The organism is Pseudomonas sp. AO-1 (genome assembly GCF_019775695.1).
GTDB classification, from domain to species: Bacteria; Pseudomonadota; Gammaproteobacteria; order Pseudomonadales; family Pseudomonadaceae; genus Aquipseudomonas; species Aquipseudomonas parakoreensis.
In genome coordinates this window covers 6457575-6474521 of sequence record NZ_CP079947.1, presented here as the reverse complement: position 1 = coordinate 6474521, position 16947 = coordinate 6457575, and the positions used below count along the sequence as shown (strand labels likewise).

Genomic DNA, 16947 nt, shown 5'->3' with positions numbered 1-16947 from the left:
GATGGATAAGCGTTCACGGCTGCTGACCGGGCAATGGTTCAGTCACCTGCCGACATCCTTTCAGGATAGTCTGCTGGCGGCGGGCCGGGAGCGGCGGCTGACGGCGGGGCAGCGCTTGTTCCAGCGCGGTGATCCGCCCTGCGGCTTGTACGCGGTGCTCGACGGCGCGATCCGTATCGGCGCGGTGAGCGAGCAGGGCAAGGAGGCGTTGCTGAGCCTGGTGGAGGCGCCGCACTGGTTCGGCGAAATCTGCCTGTTCGACGGCCAGCCGCGCACTCACGATGCCTACGCCGTCGGGCCGTGCACACTGTTGAATATCCCGCAGGCCACGCTGCTGAAAATCCTCGATGAACAACCGGTGTACTGGCGCCATCTGGCATTGCTGATGAGCCACAAACTGCGCTTGACCTTTATCAACCTCGAACAGTTGAGCCTGCTGCCGGCCCCGGCTCGCCTGGCGCATCGCTTGCTGATGATCGCCGAGGGCTACGGCGAAATCGATGCGCCACGCCGGGTCCTGCAACTGCCGCAGGAGCAGCTGGCGTCGATGCTGTCGCTGTCACGCCAGACCACCAACCAGATCCTCAAGGATTTGCAGGGGCAGGGGATTATCGGGTTGGGGTATGGCGAGATCGAGATTCTCGATGCCAAGCGATTGCGGGCCCTTGCCACGCTCTAAAACTTCACACCGATCCATTGTAGGAGTGAGCCTCTGTGGTGAGGGGATTTATCCCCGATGGGTGGCGCAGCCGCCCCAAACCTGTGATGAAGTCCGGCGACTGCTGCGCAGTCGGTCGGGGATAAATCCCCTCACCACAAGGCTCACTCCTACAGGGTATTTGTGCGGTAGTCAGGAGCCGCGATAGGTCGAGAACCCATAAGGGCTGAGCAGCAGCGGGATGTGGTAGTGCTGGTCAGTCTGCTTCACCTGGAATATCACCGGGATCTCCGGGAAAAACGTCTCGCGCTTGTTCTTCTCGAAATACTCGCCGGTCTTGAACACCACCCGGTATTCGCCCGCTTCGAAAGGCTGTTTGGCCGGGAACAGTTCGGCGATGCGCCCCTGTTCGTTGGTGGTGCCCTGAGCCAGTGGCTGCCAGTTTTCGCCGACGTGTTTTTCCAGGGTCACGTTGACGCCCGGCGAGGGCAGGCCGTTTTCCAGGTTGAGCACGTGCACGCTCAGTGGATTGCCGGCGGCCAACGCAAGGCTGGATAGCGCGCTCAGGCCGAGTGCGGCGAAGGTCATGCGCAGGGTGGTCATGGTCAGTCTCCTTATTGGGAACGGGTAAGGGTCAGGCCGGTCTTTTCGGCGGCCTTGATGGCACAGCTTTCGTCCTGCTCGCCGCCGCCGGAACCGGCCACGCCCATGGCGCCGACCAACTCATTGCCGGCGAACAACGGAATCCCGCCGCCGAGCAACAGCAGCTCGTCGAGGGTGTTGAGATTGGCGGTTTCCGGGTTGCTGCGGGCGCGCTCGGCGAACAGCCGGGTCGGGGTTTTCGTCGACAGCGCGGTGTAGGCCTTGCGCTGGCTGGCCGCGGTGTTGTGCGGGCCGATGCCGTCGCCGCGCAGGGTCACCAGCACGTTGCCGCCACGGTCGAGCACCGATACCGTGGCGGTGCAATTGCTCAGCGCGGTGTCGGCCAGCAGGCGTGCGGTGTTCAGGTCGAGGTCAGCGTGGCGCGGCAGTTCAGGGGCGGCGAAAGCGCTGGCGCTGAGGCCGAGGACGAGGCTGGCTGCAAGGTATTTGACGGTCATGGACAGGCTCCGAAAGCGAAGGACATCACCTTAGCCGCCGCTCTTCGTCAGAACCCCGTCAGGCGGATTACAAGTTTGTAATGGGCAACGCCGTCGAAGGCGCCTAGCCTGTGTGCCTGATCAATCGAGGTGTGCCATGCGTTTGCTGGTTGTAGAAGATGAAGCCAAAACCGCTAATTTCCTGGCCAAGGGCCTGGGCGAGTCGGGTTTTGCCGTGGACGTGGCGCTCAATGGCCTCGATGGGCGCTATTTCATCGAGCAGCAGGCCTACGACCTGATCATCCTCGACGTGATGCTGCCGGGCCTCAATGGCTGGCAACTGCTGCAACTGATCCGCCAGCGCGGCGCCACGCCGGTGTTGTTCCTGACCGCCAAGGATGCCATCGAAGACCGCGTACGCGGCCTCGAACTCGGCGCCGACGACTATCTGCTAAAACCTTTCGCGTTCGCCGAATTGCTCGCGCGGGTGCGCACGCTGCTGCGGCGCGGGCCACTGCGCGAGGCCGAGTCCTACAGCATCGCCGATCTGGAAATCGACGTGCTGCGGCGTCGAGTCAGTCGCGGCGGCCAGCGCATTGCCCTGACCAACAAGGAATTCGCCCTGCTGCAACTGCTCGCCAGCCGTCAGGGCGAAGTGTTGTCACGCACGCTGATTGCTTCGCAGGTGTGGAACCTGAATTTCGACAGCGACACCAACATGGTCGAAGTCGCGGTGCGCCGCCTGCGGGCCAAGGTCGATGACCCGTTCATGCCGAAACTGATCCACACCGTGCGCGGGGTCGGCTATCAGCTGGAGGCTCCCGACGATGCGGTCTAGGTCGATCGCCTGGCGTCTGGCGCTGGCGTTCGCCGTGGTCTGCGCGTTGGTGTTGAGTGCGATCGGTGTGTTTCTCTACCGCTCGCTCGACTCGGAGATCGCCTACCGGGATGATCTGGCGTTGCTTGGCCGCCTGGAGCAAGTGCGCGCCTTGCTCGCCGACAGCGACAGCCTCGGCGCTTTACAGGCGCGGCCACGTCTCTATCAGAACATGCTCGGTAACCTCGACAGCCTGTTGCTGGTGCGGCGGGCCGATGGCTCGAACGTGATCGCGATCAATCCGCGCCAGCGTGAGTTGCCGCCATTGAACGCAATCGCGCGCGAGCAAACACCGCAGCGTCGCGATGTGCTGACCTGGCAGGCGCCGGACGGCGCCGAGCTGGCGCTGTTGTCCGGTGACGCTCAAGGGCCGAACGGCGAACCGCTGACGGTGATCGCCGGCAAGGTGCTCACTGAACGGGAACAGATGCTCGCCAGTTATCGCTTGCGCCTGTACCTGGCCGTCGGGCTCGGTGCGTTGCTGGCGTTCGCGCTGGGGCTGGTGCTGCTGCGCCGTGGTCTGCACCCGTTGCGCCAGCTAAGCGCGGCGGTGCGCGGCATTGATCTGCGCAGCCTCGATCAGCGTCTGCCCGCCAGTGGCACCCCCGCCGAACTGCTCGAACCGGTGCAGGCGCTCAACGGCATGCTCGCGCGGCTGGACGACAGCGTGCAGCGCCTCTCTCAGTTCTCCGCCGACCTCGCCCACGAGATCCGCACCCCGCTGCACACCTTGCTCGCCAGCAACGGCCAGGCGCTGAATCACCCGCGCAGCACGGCGGAGTATCAGGAGCTGCTGGCGTCGAACATGGAAGAGTTCGAACGCCTCAAGCGCATGGCCGAAAACCTGATGTTCCTCGCCCGCGCCGAGCAGGCGGAGCGCGCGCTCGACTTGCAAACACTGGATCTGCATAACGTCGGCAGCGAGCTGTGCGATTACTTCGAAGCCTTGGCCGATGATCGTCAGTTGCGCCTGGAAAACCAGCTGCACGGCGAACTGTTGGCCGACCAGCAACTGCTGCAACGCGCCCTGGGTAACCTGCTGGCCAACGCGGTGCGCCACGCCGATGAAGGCTCGCTGATCAGCCTGCGCCGCCGTGATGAGGCGGGTGTGTGTTGGTTACAGGTACACAACCACGGCCCGGTGATTGCGCCAGAACATCTGGGCAAACTGTTCGACCGCTTCTATCGCGTCGATCCTTCTCGGGCGCAGCCTGGAGATTCGGGTGGGTTGGGGCTGGCGATTGTGCAGTCGATCATGCAGTTGCATGGCGGGCGGGTCAGGGTGAGCAGTGATGCGAGCGGCACAGTGTTTGAGTTGGGTTTTGAGGCGATCTGACTGACGTCTTCGCGGGCAAGCCCGCTCCCACAGGTTTATCGGGTGTACATGAGTTTTGGGTACGGCGCGGACACTGTGGGAGCGGGCTTGCCCGCGAAGAGTCCAGTAGGTTCAGCACACATTCCGTATCAATCAGCGCAACCCGTCGCGAAACTGCCCCGGCGTCATTCCCGTCCAGCGCTTGAACGCGCGGCTGAAGCTGCTGGTGTCAGCAAACCCCAGCAGGTAACTGACCTCACTCAACGAACATTGCGGATCACGCAGGTGCAGCAGCGCGAGGTTTTCGCGGCTCTCGTTGAGCAGCGTGTCGAAGCGACAGCCCTCATCCGCCAAGTGCCGTTGCAGGCTGCGCAAGCTCAGGTGCAAGGCCTGGGCGATGCGTTCGGCGCTAGGTTCGCCTTCAGGCAGTTGCTCTTCGATGGCGTCGCGCACCTTGCGCTCCCAGGTCAGCGGTTGGAGCTGGGCCAGGGTGCGCTTGAGCACCGCTTCGTTGTGTTCGGCCAGTTCCGGGTTGGCGTCGTCGAGGTGGCTGTCGAAGTCGGCGAGGGCAAACTCCAGGCGATCTTCGGCGCAGGAGAAATGCACCGGAGCGCGGAACACCTTGTGCCACTGATGCGCATCGGACGGTTCCGGGCGGCGCAGGTACACCGCCAGCGGCGCGTAATCGCGACCGAGGCGATTGCGGCAGGTGCGCACGTAGATCGCGGCAAACGCGTCGATGGCTTCGAAGGCCGGCGCCGGATTGCCTGACGGAATTTTCAGACGAAACAGATAGCGGTCATCGCTGCGGCTCAACTCCAGTTCCAGCGCATCGCTGACCACCGGGTGATAACGCACGATGCGCTCGAACACCTCACGCAGGCTGCCGCTGGCCACCAGCGCGTAACCGAGCGCATGGAACGTGGTCGGGCTGACGAACCGCGACACTCGCAGACCGATCGCCGGATCCCCGCTGAACTGCACCGCCAGTTGCCACAGGCGCGTGGTGCCGGACAGCGGATAACGCGCATTCGGGTCGTCCATCAACTGCGGGTCGAGCCCGGCCTGTTGGCACAGGCCGATACTGTCCAGCCCCAGCGCATCGAGTTGCTTGCGCAAGGCACGGGTCCAGCTGGCGAGCGAGGTCGGTTCCTTCATGCTGATTGGCGCTTCCGGTCAACAGGTTGGCGTTCACGGCTACCACCACTAAAGCATTAGCAAGGCAGGATGCGAACATCAATAACCAGAGGATGGAAGCATGGACCGTACTTCTGCAAGTCCCCAGCGACACAATGCTGCCCAGCGATCAGCGCATATTCGCGAAGTGGTGCTGGCCAAAGGCGTCGAACTGCGTGAGCGCTACCCGATCCTGCAGCACCAGGACGCCCTCGGTGCGGGGATTCTGGCCTTCGCTCTGGCCGGGATGGTCGGTTCGGCGGCGCTGTACATCACTGGCCACATGGCGTGGTGGGTGTGTCTGTTGCTCAACGCGTTTTTCGCTTCCCTGACCCACGAGCTGGAGCACGACCTGATCCACAGCATGTATTTCCGCAAGCAGCGCGTGCCGCACAACCTGATGATGGGCCTGGTGTGGCTGGCGCGGCCGAGCACGATCAACCCGTGGATCCGCCGCCATCTGCACCTCAATCACCACAAGGTCTCCGGCACTGAAACCGACATGGAGGAGCGGGCGATCACCAACGGCGAGCCTTGGGGTTTTGCGCGCTTGCTGATGGTCGGTGACAACGTGATGTCGGCGTTCATCCGCATGCTCCGGGCCAGGACTTGGGCACACAAAATCAACATCATCAAACGTACATTGAAGGTTTACGCGCCGCTGGCGCTGGTGCATTGGGGCGCGTGGTACGTGTTTCTCGGCTTCCACGCGGCAAATGGCGTGGCTTACCTCATGGGTTCACCGATCGAATGGTCGGCGACCACGTTGTCAGTGATGCAGGTGATCGATATCGCGGCAGTGGTGATCATCGGTCCGAACGTGCTTCGCACCTTTTGCCTGCATTTCATCAGCTCGAACATGCATTACTACGGCGATATCGAGGCGGGCAACGTGCTGCAGCAATGCCAGGTGTTGAACCCGTGGTGGTTGTGGCCGCTGCAGGCGTTCTGCTTCAACTTTGGCAGCAGCCACGGGATTCATCATTTTGTGGTGAAGGAACCGTTTTACATCCGGCAGATGACCGTGCCGGTGGCGCATAAGGTGATGCGTGAGATGGGCGTGCGGTTCAACGATTTCGGCACGTTTGGGCGGGCGAACCGGTTTGTTCGGCGGGATGAGGTGGTGCAGGAGGAGGTGCGTACCGCCAGGGCTTGATGGCTGAGTTTGAGGGCCGCATCGCTGGCAAGCCAGCTCCCACAGGTTTCAGCGTCATTCAAAGGATTTGTGAACGACATTGAACCTTGTGGGAGCTGGCTTGCCAGCGATAGCGGTGGTTCTGGCCGTTTCAGTCCGGCTGAAACGGCGAAGCACTGAGAATCACCCCAGTCTCCTCCACATATTTCTGCCAATGCCCGATCAGGGTGCTGAGCTTGTCCGGCTGACTCGACGCCAGATCATGAATCTCCCCCGGATCACTGCTCAAGTCATACAGCTGCCAGGTCGCCGGCCCCACCGGCCCGGGGATCCACACCGCCTTCCACGACCCTTGGCGAATCGCCCGGCGGCCAAACAATTCCCAGCCGGTGACGGTGTGCTCGTCATGCACCTGCGCCGTCTCGCCAGACAAAAAGCCCAGCCATGATTTGCCGCGCAGCGGCGCCACCGGTTTGCCGTGCCATTGCTTGCCCGGATGGCGCACGCCGGCCAGATCGAGAATCGTCGGGGTGATGTCCATCACCGTGCCGAAACCGTGGCTGATCTGCCCTTTGATTGGCAATTGCGGATAGTGCAGCAGCGCCGGTACGCGAATTCCGCCTTCGGTGGTGAACGCCTTGAACAGCCGCGATGGCGCGGTCGCCACTTGCGCCCAGCTCGGCCCGTACCAGACGTAGGAATTGGCGCGGCCGATGTTGTCGAGGCTGTTGTCGTAATGCTGGTTGAGGTACGTCAGCAGTTCCGGGCCGAACTTGGGGAACGCTTCCAGTAGCGCACCCTCGGCGCCGTTGTCGGACATGAACAGGATGAAGGTGTTATCGAGTTGGCCCTGCTGGCGCAGGTAATCGACCACCCGGCCAATGTTCCAGTCCATGCGCTCGACCATCGCCGCGTAAACCTCCATGGCCCGCGCGGAAATCTGTCGTTGCTCAGCGCTCAGCGCAGCCCATTGCGCATTCAGTTGAATCAGCGGATGCGGCTCGACATCCGGCTCGATCAGGCCCAGCGCCTTGAGTTTTTCCAGGCGTTCCAGACGCAGGACTTCGGGACCGGCGTCATAGCGACCACGGTATTTTTCGACAATGTCAGCCGGTGCCTGCAACGGCCAGTGCGGTGCGGAGAAGGGCAGATAAGCGAAGAATGGCCGGCTCTGATCGCGCTCCTTGAGGTACTGCAGCAGCTTGTCGCCGAAGGCGTCCGACGAGTAGAAATCCTTGGGTAACTCGTCGACAAAGGTGTCGTCTTCGATGTACAGCGCTGGCGTCGATTTCAGCAGGCCAGGGGTGTGTTCGTCGTAGGTCGGCTCGAAACCATAGTGGTTGGCCGCCCCCGGCAGCAGCGAGAACGAACGCTCGAACCCGCGCGCCTGCGGCGCCAGCTCAGCCGTCAGGCCGAGGTGCCATTTGCCGCTCATAAGGGTTTGATAGCCGGCCTCGCGCAGCAGCTCGGGCAGGGCCACAACGCGGTCGTTGAGATAGCCCTCGTAACCCGGTTTTCCGATCAACTCCGGGGTCAGCGCTTCGGCCATGGTGCCGATGCCGGCGATGTGGTGGTCGGTGCCGGTCAGCAGCATCGAGCGGGTTGGCGAGCAGGTTGGCGCGGTGTGGAAATCGGTCAGGCGCAGGCCGTTATTGGCCAAGGCATCGAGGTTCGGCGTGGCGATTTCGCCGCCGAAAGCGCCGATATCGGAGAAGCCGAGATCGTCGGCCAGAATCACCAGAAAGTTGGGGCGTTGCGGCATCGATACAGCTCCTCTCAATAGGCAATGAACGACAGCGGCAGATCGCGGATCTGCACCGGCAGGCTCGGTTGGTAATGGTCGTCACTGGTCAGTTCGTGCAGCAGTTCTTCACGCAACTGATGGAAGTCGAAACTGCTGCGCTGACGCGGGTGCGGCAGGGCGATGTCGACCACCTGCTTGATCCGTCCCGGACGCGGCTCCATCACCACCACACGGTCGGCGAGGAAGATCGCTTCCTCGACGTCGTGGGTGACCAGAATCGTGGTGATTTTCGCCCGGTCGCGGATCGCCAGCAGTTCGTCCTGCATCTGCTGGCGGGTCAGCGCATCGAGTGCGCCGAACGGTTCGTCGAGCAACAGAATCCGTGGGCTGGCGACCAGTCCGCGAGCAATCGCCACGCGCTGGGCCATGCCGCCGGAGAGCTGGTGCGGATAGGCACGGGTGAAATCGCGCAGGCCGACCAGCTCGATGAAATCGTTGATGCGCTGCTGCTTTTCGGCGGTGCTCAGCGGTTCGTTGACCAGGCCCAGACCGATGTTGTCGGCCACGGTCAGCCACGGGAACAAACGGTGTTCCTGAAACACGATGCCGCGCTCGCCGCCGATGCCGCTGACGGCTTTGCCATCGACACTGATCTGCCCGCGAAATTGCGTATCCAGGCCCACCAGCAAGCGCAGCAAGGTGGATTTGCCACAGCCGCTGGACCCGACGATGGCGACAAATTCGCCCTCGGCGATGTCAAGGTTGAATTCACGAATCGCCTCCAGTTCGAAACCGTCGACGTCGAAGGATTTGCCTACGTGGGTGAAGCTGACAATCGGTGCGTTCATGCGTGTCTCCAGCGAGTGGCGCGAATTTCCAGGCGTTGGCCGATGAGGTTGAGCAGGGCGCCGGTGAGGCCGACCAGCAGCATTCCGGCCATGATCAGGTCCATGTGCAGCAGTTGTTGGGCGCCAATCATCTGGCTACCGATGCCGCCGTTGGACGGCATGAAGTATTCGGCGCCGATGGTGCCGAGCCACGCGTAGATCAGGCTCAGCCTGAGCCCGGCAAAAATCCCCGGCGCCGCGCCCGGCAGTACCAGGCAGCGCAGGCGCTGGCCGAGGCTCAGGCGCAGCACCTGCGCGGCCTCGTTGAGTTGTGGCGAGAGGTTGGCGACGCTGCGCTGAGTGGCGATGAACAACGGAAAGAACGCGGCGAGGGCAACGAACACCCACTTCGCCAATTCACCCAATCCGAACCACGCGGTGAGCAGCGGCACCCAGGCGAAAATCGCGATCTGGCGGATGGCGGCGAGGGTCGGGCCGAGCAGTCGTTCGCTGGTGCGTGAAAGCCCCAGCAGCAAGCCGAGGGCGAAACCGAGTCCGCCGCCCAGTAGCAAGCCGCCAAGGGTACGACCGAGACTCAACGCCATGCCGCTGATCAGCGTGCCGTCGAGCAAGCCGTTTTTTGTTGTTTCCAGCACCGCGAACGGGCTGACCAGAATGTTCGCATCGACCCACTGCTGATCGCTCGCCACTTGCCACAAACCGATCAGGCTCAGCGGCAACAGCCACGGTTGCAGCCGCTGCCAGCCTTCATAGCGCGGGCCACTGCGGATTTCTGCGGTGGCCGGGTGCGGCCAGTGCACCAGTTTGCGGTCGAGAAAGCCGATGCCGCGATCCATCGCCACGCCGAGCACACCGATGACCACGATGCACACGAACACGATGTCGAGCATGAACAGTTGCCGTGCCCAGACCATCAGGTATCCGATGCCTTCGCTGGACGCCAACAGCTCCACCGCCAGCAAGGACGTCCAGCCGGCGGCCAGGGCCAGGCGTACGCCGGCCATGAATGCTGGCAGTGCGGCGGGCAGCACCAGACGCCGGATCAGCAAGTACGACGGCAGGCGCAACACGGCGGCGGCTTCGCGCAGTTTCGGTTGCGCATCACGAACGCCGACCAAGGTGTGCAGGGTTACCGGCACCACGATGGCCTTGATCAGCACCACCAGTTTCAATACTTCGCCGATGCCGAAAAACACCATGAACAACGGAATCCACGCCAGCGTCGGCACCTGTGCCAGACCGGCGAAGGTCGGAAACACCAACCGTTCGAGACGCCGGCTGAAACCCAGTGCGGCGCCCAGCACCGCACCCGCGCAGACGCCGACCAGCAAGCCCCAGAGCAGCCGTTGCAGGCTGATCCACAGATGACTCCACAGCTCGCCCTGGGACAGCTCGACGGCGCTGTTCCACACCAGCGATGGCGCCGGCAAGATCTGCTCGCTCATCCATTGATTGCGCGCGGCCAGCCACCACAGAGCGAACAGGCTGATCGGCAGCAACCAGGGCAACAGGCGTTGGTTGAGGCTTGGCCACGCCCGATGACGTTTCAGGGGCGGCGCGGGCAGCGGCAGGCTGAGCAGGGAATCACGGGCCATGGGTGACCTCCGTTGTCGGGTTGGATCGGGAGCAGGATCAAAAGATCGCAGCCTTCGGCAGCTCCTACAGGGATGCGTTGGTGAATTCGCCCCCACTAGCGGTATTAGCTAAAAACAAATCGTTATAAACAAAATTAAAAACATAGGATTTGGAGATAAGCAGCGCCATTTAAGGCTTCCAGAGCATCGCGCATCCAATGCATTCGAAGAATATTTTCGATGCTGTTAATGCATACGCCGCTGCAGCCCGCGTTGTTGCTTGCTTAGCGTTAATGGCTATAAAAATGTGCATTTATAGTATTTAAGCGAAGGTCACGCTTCGGCCTACTTTCGGCTCCTCAACGCCCGTCGTGATCAAGGAGCTACATCCATGACCCTTCCCTTCAAACGAATTTTCAGTCTGTTTGCTATTCCGGCACTGGCGGGCCTGCTGGCGTTTAATGCGCAGGCTGACGAACTCAAGGAAATCAGGATCGCCGTGCCTGACCTGAGCGCCGGCACCCAGCACAGCGGCGGCGGTGTGGTGGATGTGCTGCGTGATCGGCAGATCTTCGAAAAAGCCTTCGCCGATCAGGGCATCAAGATTCAATGGAGCTTCTTCAAGGGCGCCGGGCCGGTGATCAACGAGGCGTTTGCCAACGGTCAGGTCGATCTGGCGTATCTGGGCGACTTGGCGGCGATCATTGGCAAGTCCAACGGTCTCGACACCCGTTTGCTCAGCGCCAGTGCGCGCGGGGTGAAGCAATATCTGGGCGTGGTGCCGGGTTCGGGGATCAAGACCCTGCAGGATCTGAAAGGCAAGCGCGTGGCGATCTTCCGTGGCACCGCCACGCAGTTGTCGTTTGATGCGGCGCTGGCCAGTCAGGGCCTGAGCGAAAAGGATCTGAAGGTGATCAACCTCGACTTCAATGCAGCGGTCGCGGCATTGGCGGCTAAACAGATCGACGCATCGTGGGGCAGTTCAGGGCTGACGGCCCTGCAAGCCAAGGGGCTGGCGGAATTGCCGCTGAACACCAAGGATCTGGGCGGGGCCGGCAGTGTGCAGTCAGTGCTGGTGGGCACCGGCAAGTTTGTCGACGGGCACCCGGAAGTCGTGGCGAAACTGCTCAAGGCGCAGCAGCAGGCGGTGGATTGGCTGACCCAGGACAGCAACAAGGCTGCCTACGTGCAACTGGTGTCGGGGCTGGCAAGTTATCCATCGGTGATCCTGACCCAGGACCTGCAGGATCAGAAACTCAGCGAAGTGTTCCCGTCGACGCTGGACCCGGTGTTCCTCGGCAAATTGCAGGACTCGGTGGATCTGGCGGCGCAGCAGAAACTGATCCGCAAACCGTTCAAGGTCAGTGATTGGGTGGCGCCTGAGTTGGCGGCGGCCAAGCTTTAAAATCACAAGATCGCAGCCTTCGGCAGCTCCTACAGGGGAATGCGTTCTCTGTAAGAGAGGCTGCGATCTTTTGATCTTCAAACCGCGACGCTGACTTCCTGCTTATCCACCGCTACCAACGTCTCGATCATCGCCCGCGCTGCGGGCGACAGGCGAAACCCGGTACGACTGACAATCCCGCAGCGCGCATTCATGCTCTCCAGATTCTGTGGCAGGTTGCGCCAGTGCAGCAGCGCCAGTGAACCTTGGGCAATGTCTTCGACGAACGCCTCTTCCGTGCCCACGCCAATCGCATTGGATTGCAGCACCACTTTCACCAGCGCCGGGAAATGCTCGGTCTCGATGGTCGGCGAAAAATCGATCCGGCCGCTGAGATTCGCCAGCAGTTTGCGAATCCCTGGCGGGATCAGCGTGGTCGCCAGCGGGTAGTCGAACATGTCGTTGGTCGACAGGCTTTCCTTGGCCAGCAGCGGGTGCCCGGGCCGGCAGAAAAACACCCCGCGCTTGGGCGTCAGGGCCTGGGTCTGGAAGTTTGGATCGGCCTCGAAATGGCGGATGTCGGCGATGAAGAATTCGATCTCTTCGCGGCTCAGCGCGCGGCTGAGCTTTTCCCAGTTATCCACCTGAAAACAGGTGCGTACTTTCGGGTGCGCGTTGATGAATTGCGCCACCGCATCCGGGACCAGTTTCACCGCTGGCGCCGGGCCGCAACCAAAGTGCAGCTCCCCGGCATCAAGCTTGGTCATTTGCGTCACTTCAGCGCTGAGCAACGCCGCGCCCTGCACCAGGGTCAGGGCGTGTTGCAGCACCACCTGGCCTTCGGGTGTGGGGCGCAGATCCTTGTTGCCGCGATCCACCAGCACGCAGCCGAATTCTTGCTCCAGCCCTTGAATGCTGCGGCTGAACGCCGGTTGAGTGATGCCCATCGCGTCCGCCGCACGGACAAAACTGCGGTGTTCGTTGAGGGCGATGAAGTAGCGCAACTGGCGAAGATCCATATGCTTTCCCGGCATCCTAAAAATAGCTCGAAGGCATTTGCGACGAGGGTTGCTTGAGGTTTTAAATGCAAGCTCTTATTCCGTCAACGAAGCATGTGAATATCTATTAGATGTAAATGGAATATAGATAGAGCCATGTTTCGCTGTCGCCTAACCGCAAGCAGTCGATGAGGGTCTACCCATGAGCAATGCCGCACTCGCTGTAAAACCCGCTGTCCACGCGCTGGAAATCCATCCGGTGGCCGGCCGTATCGGCGCCGAGATTCGTGGCGTCCACCTGTCCGGAGAACTGGACGCCGCCACGGTTGAAGCCATTCAGCAGGCGCTGATCCAGTACAAGGTGGTGTTCTTCCGCGAGCAGACTCAACTCGACGATCAGCGCCAGGAAGCCTTCGCGCATCTGCTCGGCGAGCCCGTGGCGCATCCGACTGTACCGGTGCGCGAGGGCACGCGTTATCTGCTGGAGCTGGACGGAGCCGAGGGCCAGCGCGCCAACTCCTGCACACCGACGTGACCTTCGTCGACGCCTACCCGAAAGCCTCGATCCTGCGCTCGGTGGTGGCCCCGGCCTTCGGTGGCGACACCTTGTGGGCCAACACCGCGACCGCCTACAACGAACTGCCGAGCGAGCTGCGCGAGCTGGCGGACAAACTGGTCGCCGTGCACAGCAACGAATACGACTACGCCGGGGCCAAGCCAGACGTGTCGCCGGAGAAGCTCGAGCGCTATCGCAAGATCTTTACCTCGACGGTCTACGAGACCGAGCACCCGGTGGTGCGTGTACACCCGATCAGCGGCGAGAAGAGCTTGTTGCTGGGGCACTTCGTCAAACGCATCAAGGGTTATTCGCAAGCCGATTCGGCGCACCTGTTCGGCTTGTTGCAGAGCCATGTGATTCGTCAGGAAAACACCGTGCGCTGGCGCTGGAAAGCGGGCGATGTGGCGATCTGGGACAACCGGTCGACGCAGCATTATGCGATTGATGATTACGGCACTCAGGATCGCATCGTGCGGCGAGTGACGCTCAAGGGTGAAGTGCCGGTTGGGGCTTCGGGGCAACGTAGTCAGACCATTAAAGGCGCGGATATCGTCGGCGTTTGATAAGGCTCCATCGCTGGCAAGCCAGCTCCCACAGAGATTGGTGTCGGACACAAAGGATGTGAACAACGCAAAACCTGTGGGAGCTGGCTTGCCAGCGATGCTTTTAACTACCACACACCGATTTGCACCACCTTCTCGGTCTCCGGCTCGCCATAGCGAAACCGCTGTCCGCGCAAATCGATCTCCTGATGACTGATCGTGGTCCGCCGCTTCAACCCGCGCACCCATTCAAACAGGTACACCGCGTGCTCCTCGCGCACCGCCGCGTACGCCGGGTCGTCACCCAAATCGCGCAACTCCTGCGGATCATTCAGCAGGTCAAACAGCTGCGGCCGGAAGCCGTCGTACGCCAGGTATTTCCAGCGCTCGCTGCGCACCATGGTCATGCGGCAACGGTCGATCGGTTGGCCAAGTCGCTCGCGTGCCGGAGCCTGAAAGGCGTAGTCATATTCGCTGATGGCGTAGCGGCGCCAATCAGGTTTTTCGCCGTGCAACAGCGGGATCAGCGAGCGGCCCTCCAGCCGATGCTCGGCGCCCGGCAAACCCAGGGCCTGGAGAAACGTCGGCAATGCATCAATGGTTTCCGCGAGTCGCTCGTCCACCGTGCCGCGAGTGATATCCGCCGCCGCACGCGGGTCGCGCACGATCAACGGCACGCCCACCGCTTGCTCGAGCAAAAACTCCTTCTCGCCCAGCCAGTGGTCGCCCAAAAAGTCGCCGTGATCGCTGGTGAACACGATCAGCGTGTCATCCCAACGACCGTTGCTCTGCAGAAAATCGAACAGCCGCCCGAGCTGGTCATCCACTTGCTTGATCAGGCCCATGTAGGTGGGGATTACATTCAATCGTACTGAATCACGGGAGAAGTTGAGGCTTTCCTCATGCTGGCGAAACGCCGTGTATACGGGATGTTTGCTGGCTTCGGAGGGCGTCGCGCGGACCGCTTCGAGAATCGATTTCGTACTGTACAAGGCGTGGTATGGCGCCGGTACGATATAGGGCCAGTGCGGTTTGATGTAGGAGAGGTGTAAACACCAGGATTTCTCACCTTGCTCGGTGATGAAGTCGATGGCTCGATTTGTAGTGTAGACAGTCTCTGAGAACTGCTCGGGAATTCGCGCTGGCAAATGCGCATGACGCATCTGCCAGCCGCTGAGGATTTCGCCGTTCTCGCCTTCGGCGGCGTTGGCCCAGTCGTGCCAGGGATTGCGCCCGTCGAAACCCTGCTCGCGCAGGTAATGGGTGTAGGGCGCGGATTCGCGTTTGTCGTCGAACAGCGGGTCATCGGGGAAGATCCCGTCGTGGCGAAAGTACGGCTCGAAACCGACCTCGTTGAGCACCTCGGCCTGCGCGCTGTCCGGGTTGATCGCCAGACGCTGCAGGGCATCGACATTGGCCGTGGCGTGCGTCTTGCCGACCAGCGCAGTGCGAATGCCGTGCGGGCGCAGATAATCACCGATGGTCAGTTCTTCCAGCGGCAACGGCACGGCGTTCCATGCGACCTGATGGCTGCTGACGTAGCGTCCGGTGTAGGCCGACATCCGCGACGGCCCGCAGATCGTGCCCTGGGTGTAGGCGCGGCTGAAGCGCACGCCAGCGGCGGCCAGGCGATCGATGTTCGGCGTGTGCAGATGCGGATGGCCGTAGCAGGACAGGTAATCGCGGCGCAGTTGATCGCACATGATGTACAGCACGTTGCGCACGGGGTTTTGCGGGTTGGACATGGTGTTCACCGGTCAGAGAGACAGGCGAGGGTTTTCGCTTTCGGCGGGGGTGTTCGGCAAGTGCATTTGGGGAATGGGTTTTATGCAGTGGATGCATCGGTGACTGTTTCGGCACCATCGCTGGCAAGCCAGCTCCCACAGGATTTGCGCCAAGCCAAAATGATGTGAACACCCGGAACTTGTGGGGGCTGGCAAGCCAGCGATAGCGGTAGCTCAGACAGCTAAATTTTCGAGTGAATAAACCTCCTCATCCACCGCATCAATCGCCTTGATCTGCTCAATCATCGCCTCAGCCAGCGGCGACAACCGATACCCCGCCCGACTGACAATCCCATAGCGGGTGTACAGCTCCTCCAGGTCATCGGCCAAACCCTCGATCCGCAAACACACCAGCTCGCCCTTGGCCTGATGCAGTGCGTCGGAATACGCGCCAACAATGCCGATGGCATCCGAGCGCAGCACCACGCCGAGCAGGCTTGAGCTGTTTTCGCATTCGACATTGGGGGTGAAATCCGGGCGGCCGCTGAGGTCGACGATGACCTTGCGCAGGTTCGGCGGGCGGATGCTTACGGCCAGTGGATAACTCATCAGTTGCTCGGCCGAGACCCGTTCGAATGCCGCTATTGGATGCTCGGCGCGGCAGCAGAAATGCCATTTGCGCGGTCGCAAACGGTACGTCAGGTAATCCGGATCGGCTTCGAAGTGCCGGGTGTCGGCGACGAAGAATTCGAACTCTTCGCTGAGCAGGCGTTTGCTCAGGCTCTGCCAGTCATCGACCTGAAATTGCACCCGCGCTTTTGGGTAGCGCCCGATGAACGCGCCGATCGCGCGCGGGATCAATCCGGCTGCCGGCGCCGGGCCGCAACCGAAGCGCAACTCGCCCGCCTCCAGCCCATTGAACTGACTGATCTCGTTGGCCATCTGCTGCGCGCCACTGACCAGTCGCCGCGCATGTTCGAGCAACACCTGACCCTGCTTGGTCGGCGGTAATTCCTTGCGCCCGCGATCAACCAACTGACAGCCGACGCTGTGCTCCAGCGCCTGAATGCTGCGGCTGAACGCCGACTGCGACAGGTTCACCGCCTGCGCGCCGGCGACGAAGCTGCGTTGTTCGGCGAGGGCGATGAAGTGTCGAAGTTGGCGCAAGTCGATATGCATTCTTCACATAAAAAATATCCGGGAAATGCATTGGATATGCATTAGGTCGACTCCTTATAAAGGCAATCTCTTATGCAGTAAATATTTGTAAATCCATAAATAAATAACTGAAAAGAATATGCAGCACTGAAGATGTCTGTGTGTTTTTTGACCAG

General features: G+C 61.5%; 14 protein-coding genes and 1 pseudogene. 6 read left to right on the top strand and 9 right to left on the bottom strand.

Translation table 11 applies throughout. The annotated features are described in order from the left end of the window. The first annotated feature begins 1 nt into the window (after window position 1). Window positions 2-679, top strand: a complete 678-nt coding sequence (locus KVQ82_RS29585) for a Crp/Fnr family transcriptional regulator (protein WP_222019462.1) — start codon at window positions 2-4, stop codon at window positions 677-679. Window positions 680-850: 171 nt separating this feature from the next. On the opposite strand, the gene uraH is transcribed toward KVQ82_RS29585, so the two are convergent. Both uraH and KVQ82_RS29575 read right to left on the bottom strand, forming a co-directional pair. Then, on the bottom strand, window positions 851-1261 hold the full coding sequence (gene uraH / locus KVQ82_RS29580; protein ID WP_086794832.1) for a hydroxyisourate hydrolase: 411 nt from the start codon (window positions 1259-1261) through the stop codon (window positions 851-853). Window positions 1262-1272: 11 nt separating this feature from the next. Next, window positions 1273-1758, bottom strand: coding sequence for a heme-binding protein (locus KVQ82_RS29575; protein WP_222017352.1), 486 nt, complete (start codon window positions 1756-1758; stop codon window positions 1273-1275). A gap of 136 nt (window positions 1759-1894) precedes the next feature. Between KVQ82_RS29575 and KVQ82_RS29570 the strand changes: the two genes are divergently transcribed. Together KVQ82_RS29570 and KVQ82_RS29565 are read left to right on the top strand one after the other, a co-directional pair. Beyond that, on the top strand, window positions 1895-2575 hold the full coding sequence (locus KVQ82_RS29570; protein WP_131670853.1) for a heavy metal response regulator transcription factor: 681 nt from the start codon (window positions 1895-1897) through the stop codon (window positions 2573-2575). After that, the gene (locus tag KVQ82_RS29565; protein ID WP_222017350.1) at window positions 2565-3950 is read left to right on the top strand and encodes a heavy metal sensor histidine kinase; all 1386 of its coding nucleotides are present in this window, start codon (window positions 2565-2567) and stop codon (window positions 3948-3950) included. Before KVQ82_RS29570 ends, KVQ82_RS29565 begins: the two co-directional genes overlap by 11 nt. Window positions 3951-4082: 132 nt before the next feature. Here the strand turns inward: KVQ82_RS29565 and KVQ82_RS29560 are convergent, their stop codons facing one another. After that, window positions 4083-5087, bottom strand: a complete 1005-nt coding sequence (locus tag KVQ82_RS29560) for an AraC family transcriptional regulator (RefSeq protein WP_222017348.1) — start codon at window positions 5085-5087, stop codon at window positions 4083-4085. 100 nt (window positions 5088-5187) lie between these two features. Between KVQ82_RS29560 and KVQ82_RS29555 the strand changes: the two genes are divergently transcribed. Continuing rightward, the gene (locus KVQ82_RS29555) at window positions 5188-6261 is read left to right on the top strand and encodes a fatty acid desaturase (RefSeq protein ID WP_222017346.1); all 1074 of its coding nucleotides are present in this window, start codon (window positions 5188-5190) and stop codon (window positions 6259-6261) included. 130 nt (window positions 6262-6391) lie between these two features. Here the strand turns inward: KVQ82_RS29555 and KVQ82_RS29550 are convergent, their stop codons facing one another. The 3 genes from KVQ82_RS29550 to KVQ82_RS29540 are packed head-to-tail and all read right to left on the bottom strand — an operon-like array spanning window position 6392 to window position 10427. Continuing rightward, complete coding sequence (locus tag KVQ82_RS29550; RefSeq protein ID WP_222017344.1) at window positions 6392-8002, bottom strand: arylsulfatase; 1611 nt, start codon at window positions 8000-8002, stop codon at window positions 6392-6394. 14 nt (window positions 8003-8016) lie between these two features. Then, entirely contained in the window at window positions 8017-8832 is an 816-nt protein-coding gene (locus KVQ82_RS29545; RefSeq protein ID WP_222017342.1) for an ABC transporter ATP-binding protein, read from the bottom strand. After that, entirely contained in the window at window positions 8829-10427 is a 1599-nt protein-coding gene (locus KVQ82_RS29540) for an ABC transporter permease (RefSeq protein ID WP_222017339.1), read from the bottom strand. Before KVQ82_RS29540 ends, KVQ82_RS29545 begins: the two co-directional genes overlap by 4 nt. Before the next feature lie 370 nt (window positions 10428-10797). On the opposite strand from KVQ82_RS29540, the gene KVQ82_RS29535 reads away from it, so the two are divergent. Beyond that, window positions 10798-11811, top strand: a complete 1014-nt coding sequence (locus KVQ82_RS29535; RefSeq protein WP_222017337.1) for an ABC transporter substrate-binding protein — start codon at window positions 10798-10800, stop codon at window positions 11809-11811. 77 nt (window positions 11812-11888) lie between these two features. On the opposite strand, the gene KVQ82_RS29530 is transcribed toward KVQ82_RS29535, so the two are convergent. Continuing rightward, a complete protein-coding gene (locus KVQ82_RS29530; RefSeq protein ID WP_041071095.1) occupies window positions 11889-12809 on the bottom strand; it encodes a LysR family transcriptional regulator in 921 nt (306 codons plus the stop codon). A 181-nt stretch (window positions 12810-12990) separates the two neighbouring features. Here KVQ82_RS29530 and KVQ82_RS29525 point away from each other — a divergent pair. Beyond that, window positions 12991-13910, top strand: a pseudogene (locus tag KVQ82_RS29525) (TauD/TfdA dioxygenase family protein). Window positions 13911-14017: 107 nt separating this feature from the next. Here KVQ82_RS29525 and KVQ82_RS29520 read toward each other — a convergent pair. Both KVQ82_RS29520 and KVQ82_RS29515 read right to left on the bottom strand, forming a co-directional pair. Further along, complete coding sequence (locus KVQ82_RS29520; RefSeq protein WP_222017335.1) at window positions 14018-15634, bottom strand: alkaline phosphatase family protein; 1617 nt, start codon at window positions 15632-15634, stop codon at window positions 14018-14020. Between the two features lie 213 nt (window positions 15635-15847). Beyond that, window positions 15848-16792 (bottom strand): LysR family transcriptional regulator, encoded by a 945-nt coding sequence (locus KVQ82_RS29515; protein ID WP_222017333.1) that lies wholly within the window; start codon window positions 16790-16792, stop codon window positions 15848-15850. Window positions 16793-16947: the final 155 nt, after the last annotated feature.

What these genes read in the sequence shown, in the direction of transcription:
- uraH (WP_086794832.1), bottom strand. Translation starts at nt 1,261, where the DNA reads ATGACCACCCTGCGCATGACCTTCGCCGCACTCGGCCTGAGCGCGCTA.
- KVQ82_RS29515 (WP_222017333.1), bottom strand. Translation starts at nt 16,792, where the DNA reads ATGCATATCGACTTGCGCCAACTTCGACACTTCATCGCCCTCGCCGAA.
- KVQ82_RS29585 (WP_222019462.1), top strand. Translation starts at nt 2, where the DNA reads ATGGATAAGCGTTCACGGCTGCTGACCGGGCAATGGTTCAGTCACCTG.
- KVQ82_RS29545 (WP_222017342.1), bottom strand. Translation starts at nt 8,832, where the DNA reads ATGAACGCACCGATTGTCAGCTTCACCCACGTAGGCAAATCCTTCGAC.
- KVQ82_RS29520 (WP_222017335.1), bottom strand. Translation starts at nt 15,634, where the DNA reads ATGTCCAACCCGCAAAACCCCGTGCGCAACGTGCTGTACATCATGTGC.
- KVQ82_RS29530 (WP_041071095.1), bottom strand. Translation starts at nt 12,809, where the DNA reads ATGGATCTTCGCCAGTTGCGCTACTTCATCGCCCTCAACGAACACCGC.
- KVQ82_RS29560 (WP_222017348.1), bottom strand. Translation starts at nt 5,087, where the DNA reads ATGAAGGAACCGACCTCGCTCGCCAGCTGGACCCGTGCCTTGCGCAAG.
- KVQ82_RS29550 (WP_222017344.1), bottom strand. Translation starts at nt 8,002, where the DNA reads ATGCCGCAACGCCCCAACTTTCTGGTGATTCTGGCCGACGATCTCGGC.
- KVQ82_RS29535 (WP_222017337.1), top strand. Translation starts at nt 10,798, where the DNA reads ATGACCCTTCCCTTCAAACGAATTTTCAGTCTGTTTGCTATTCCGGCA.
- KVQ82_RS29570 (WP_131670853.1), top strand. Translation starts at nt 1,895, where the DNA reads ATGCGTTTGCTGGTTGTAGAAGATGAAGCCAAAACCGCTAATTTCCTG.
- KVQ82_RS29565 (WP_222017350.1), top strand. Translation starts at nt 2,565, where the DNA reads ATGCGGTCTAGGTCGATCGCCTGGCGTCTGGCGCTGGCGTTCGCCGTG.
- KVQ82_RS29575 (WP_222017352.1), bottom strand. Translation starts at nt 1,758, where the DNA reads ATGACCGTCAAATACCTTGCAGCCAGCCTCGTCCTCGGCCTCAGCGCC.
- KVQ82_RS29555 (WP_222017346.1), top strand. Translation starts at nt 5,188, where the DNA reads ATGGACCGTACTTCTGCAAGTCCCCAGCGACACAATGCTGCCCAGCGA.
- KVQ82_RS29540 (WP_222017339.1), bottom strand. Translation starts at nt 10,427, where the DNA reads ATGGCCCGTGATTCCCTGCTCAGCCTGCCGCTGCCCGCGCCGCCCCTG.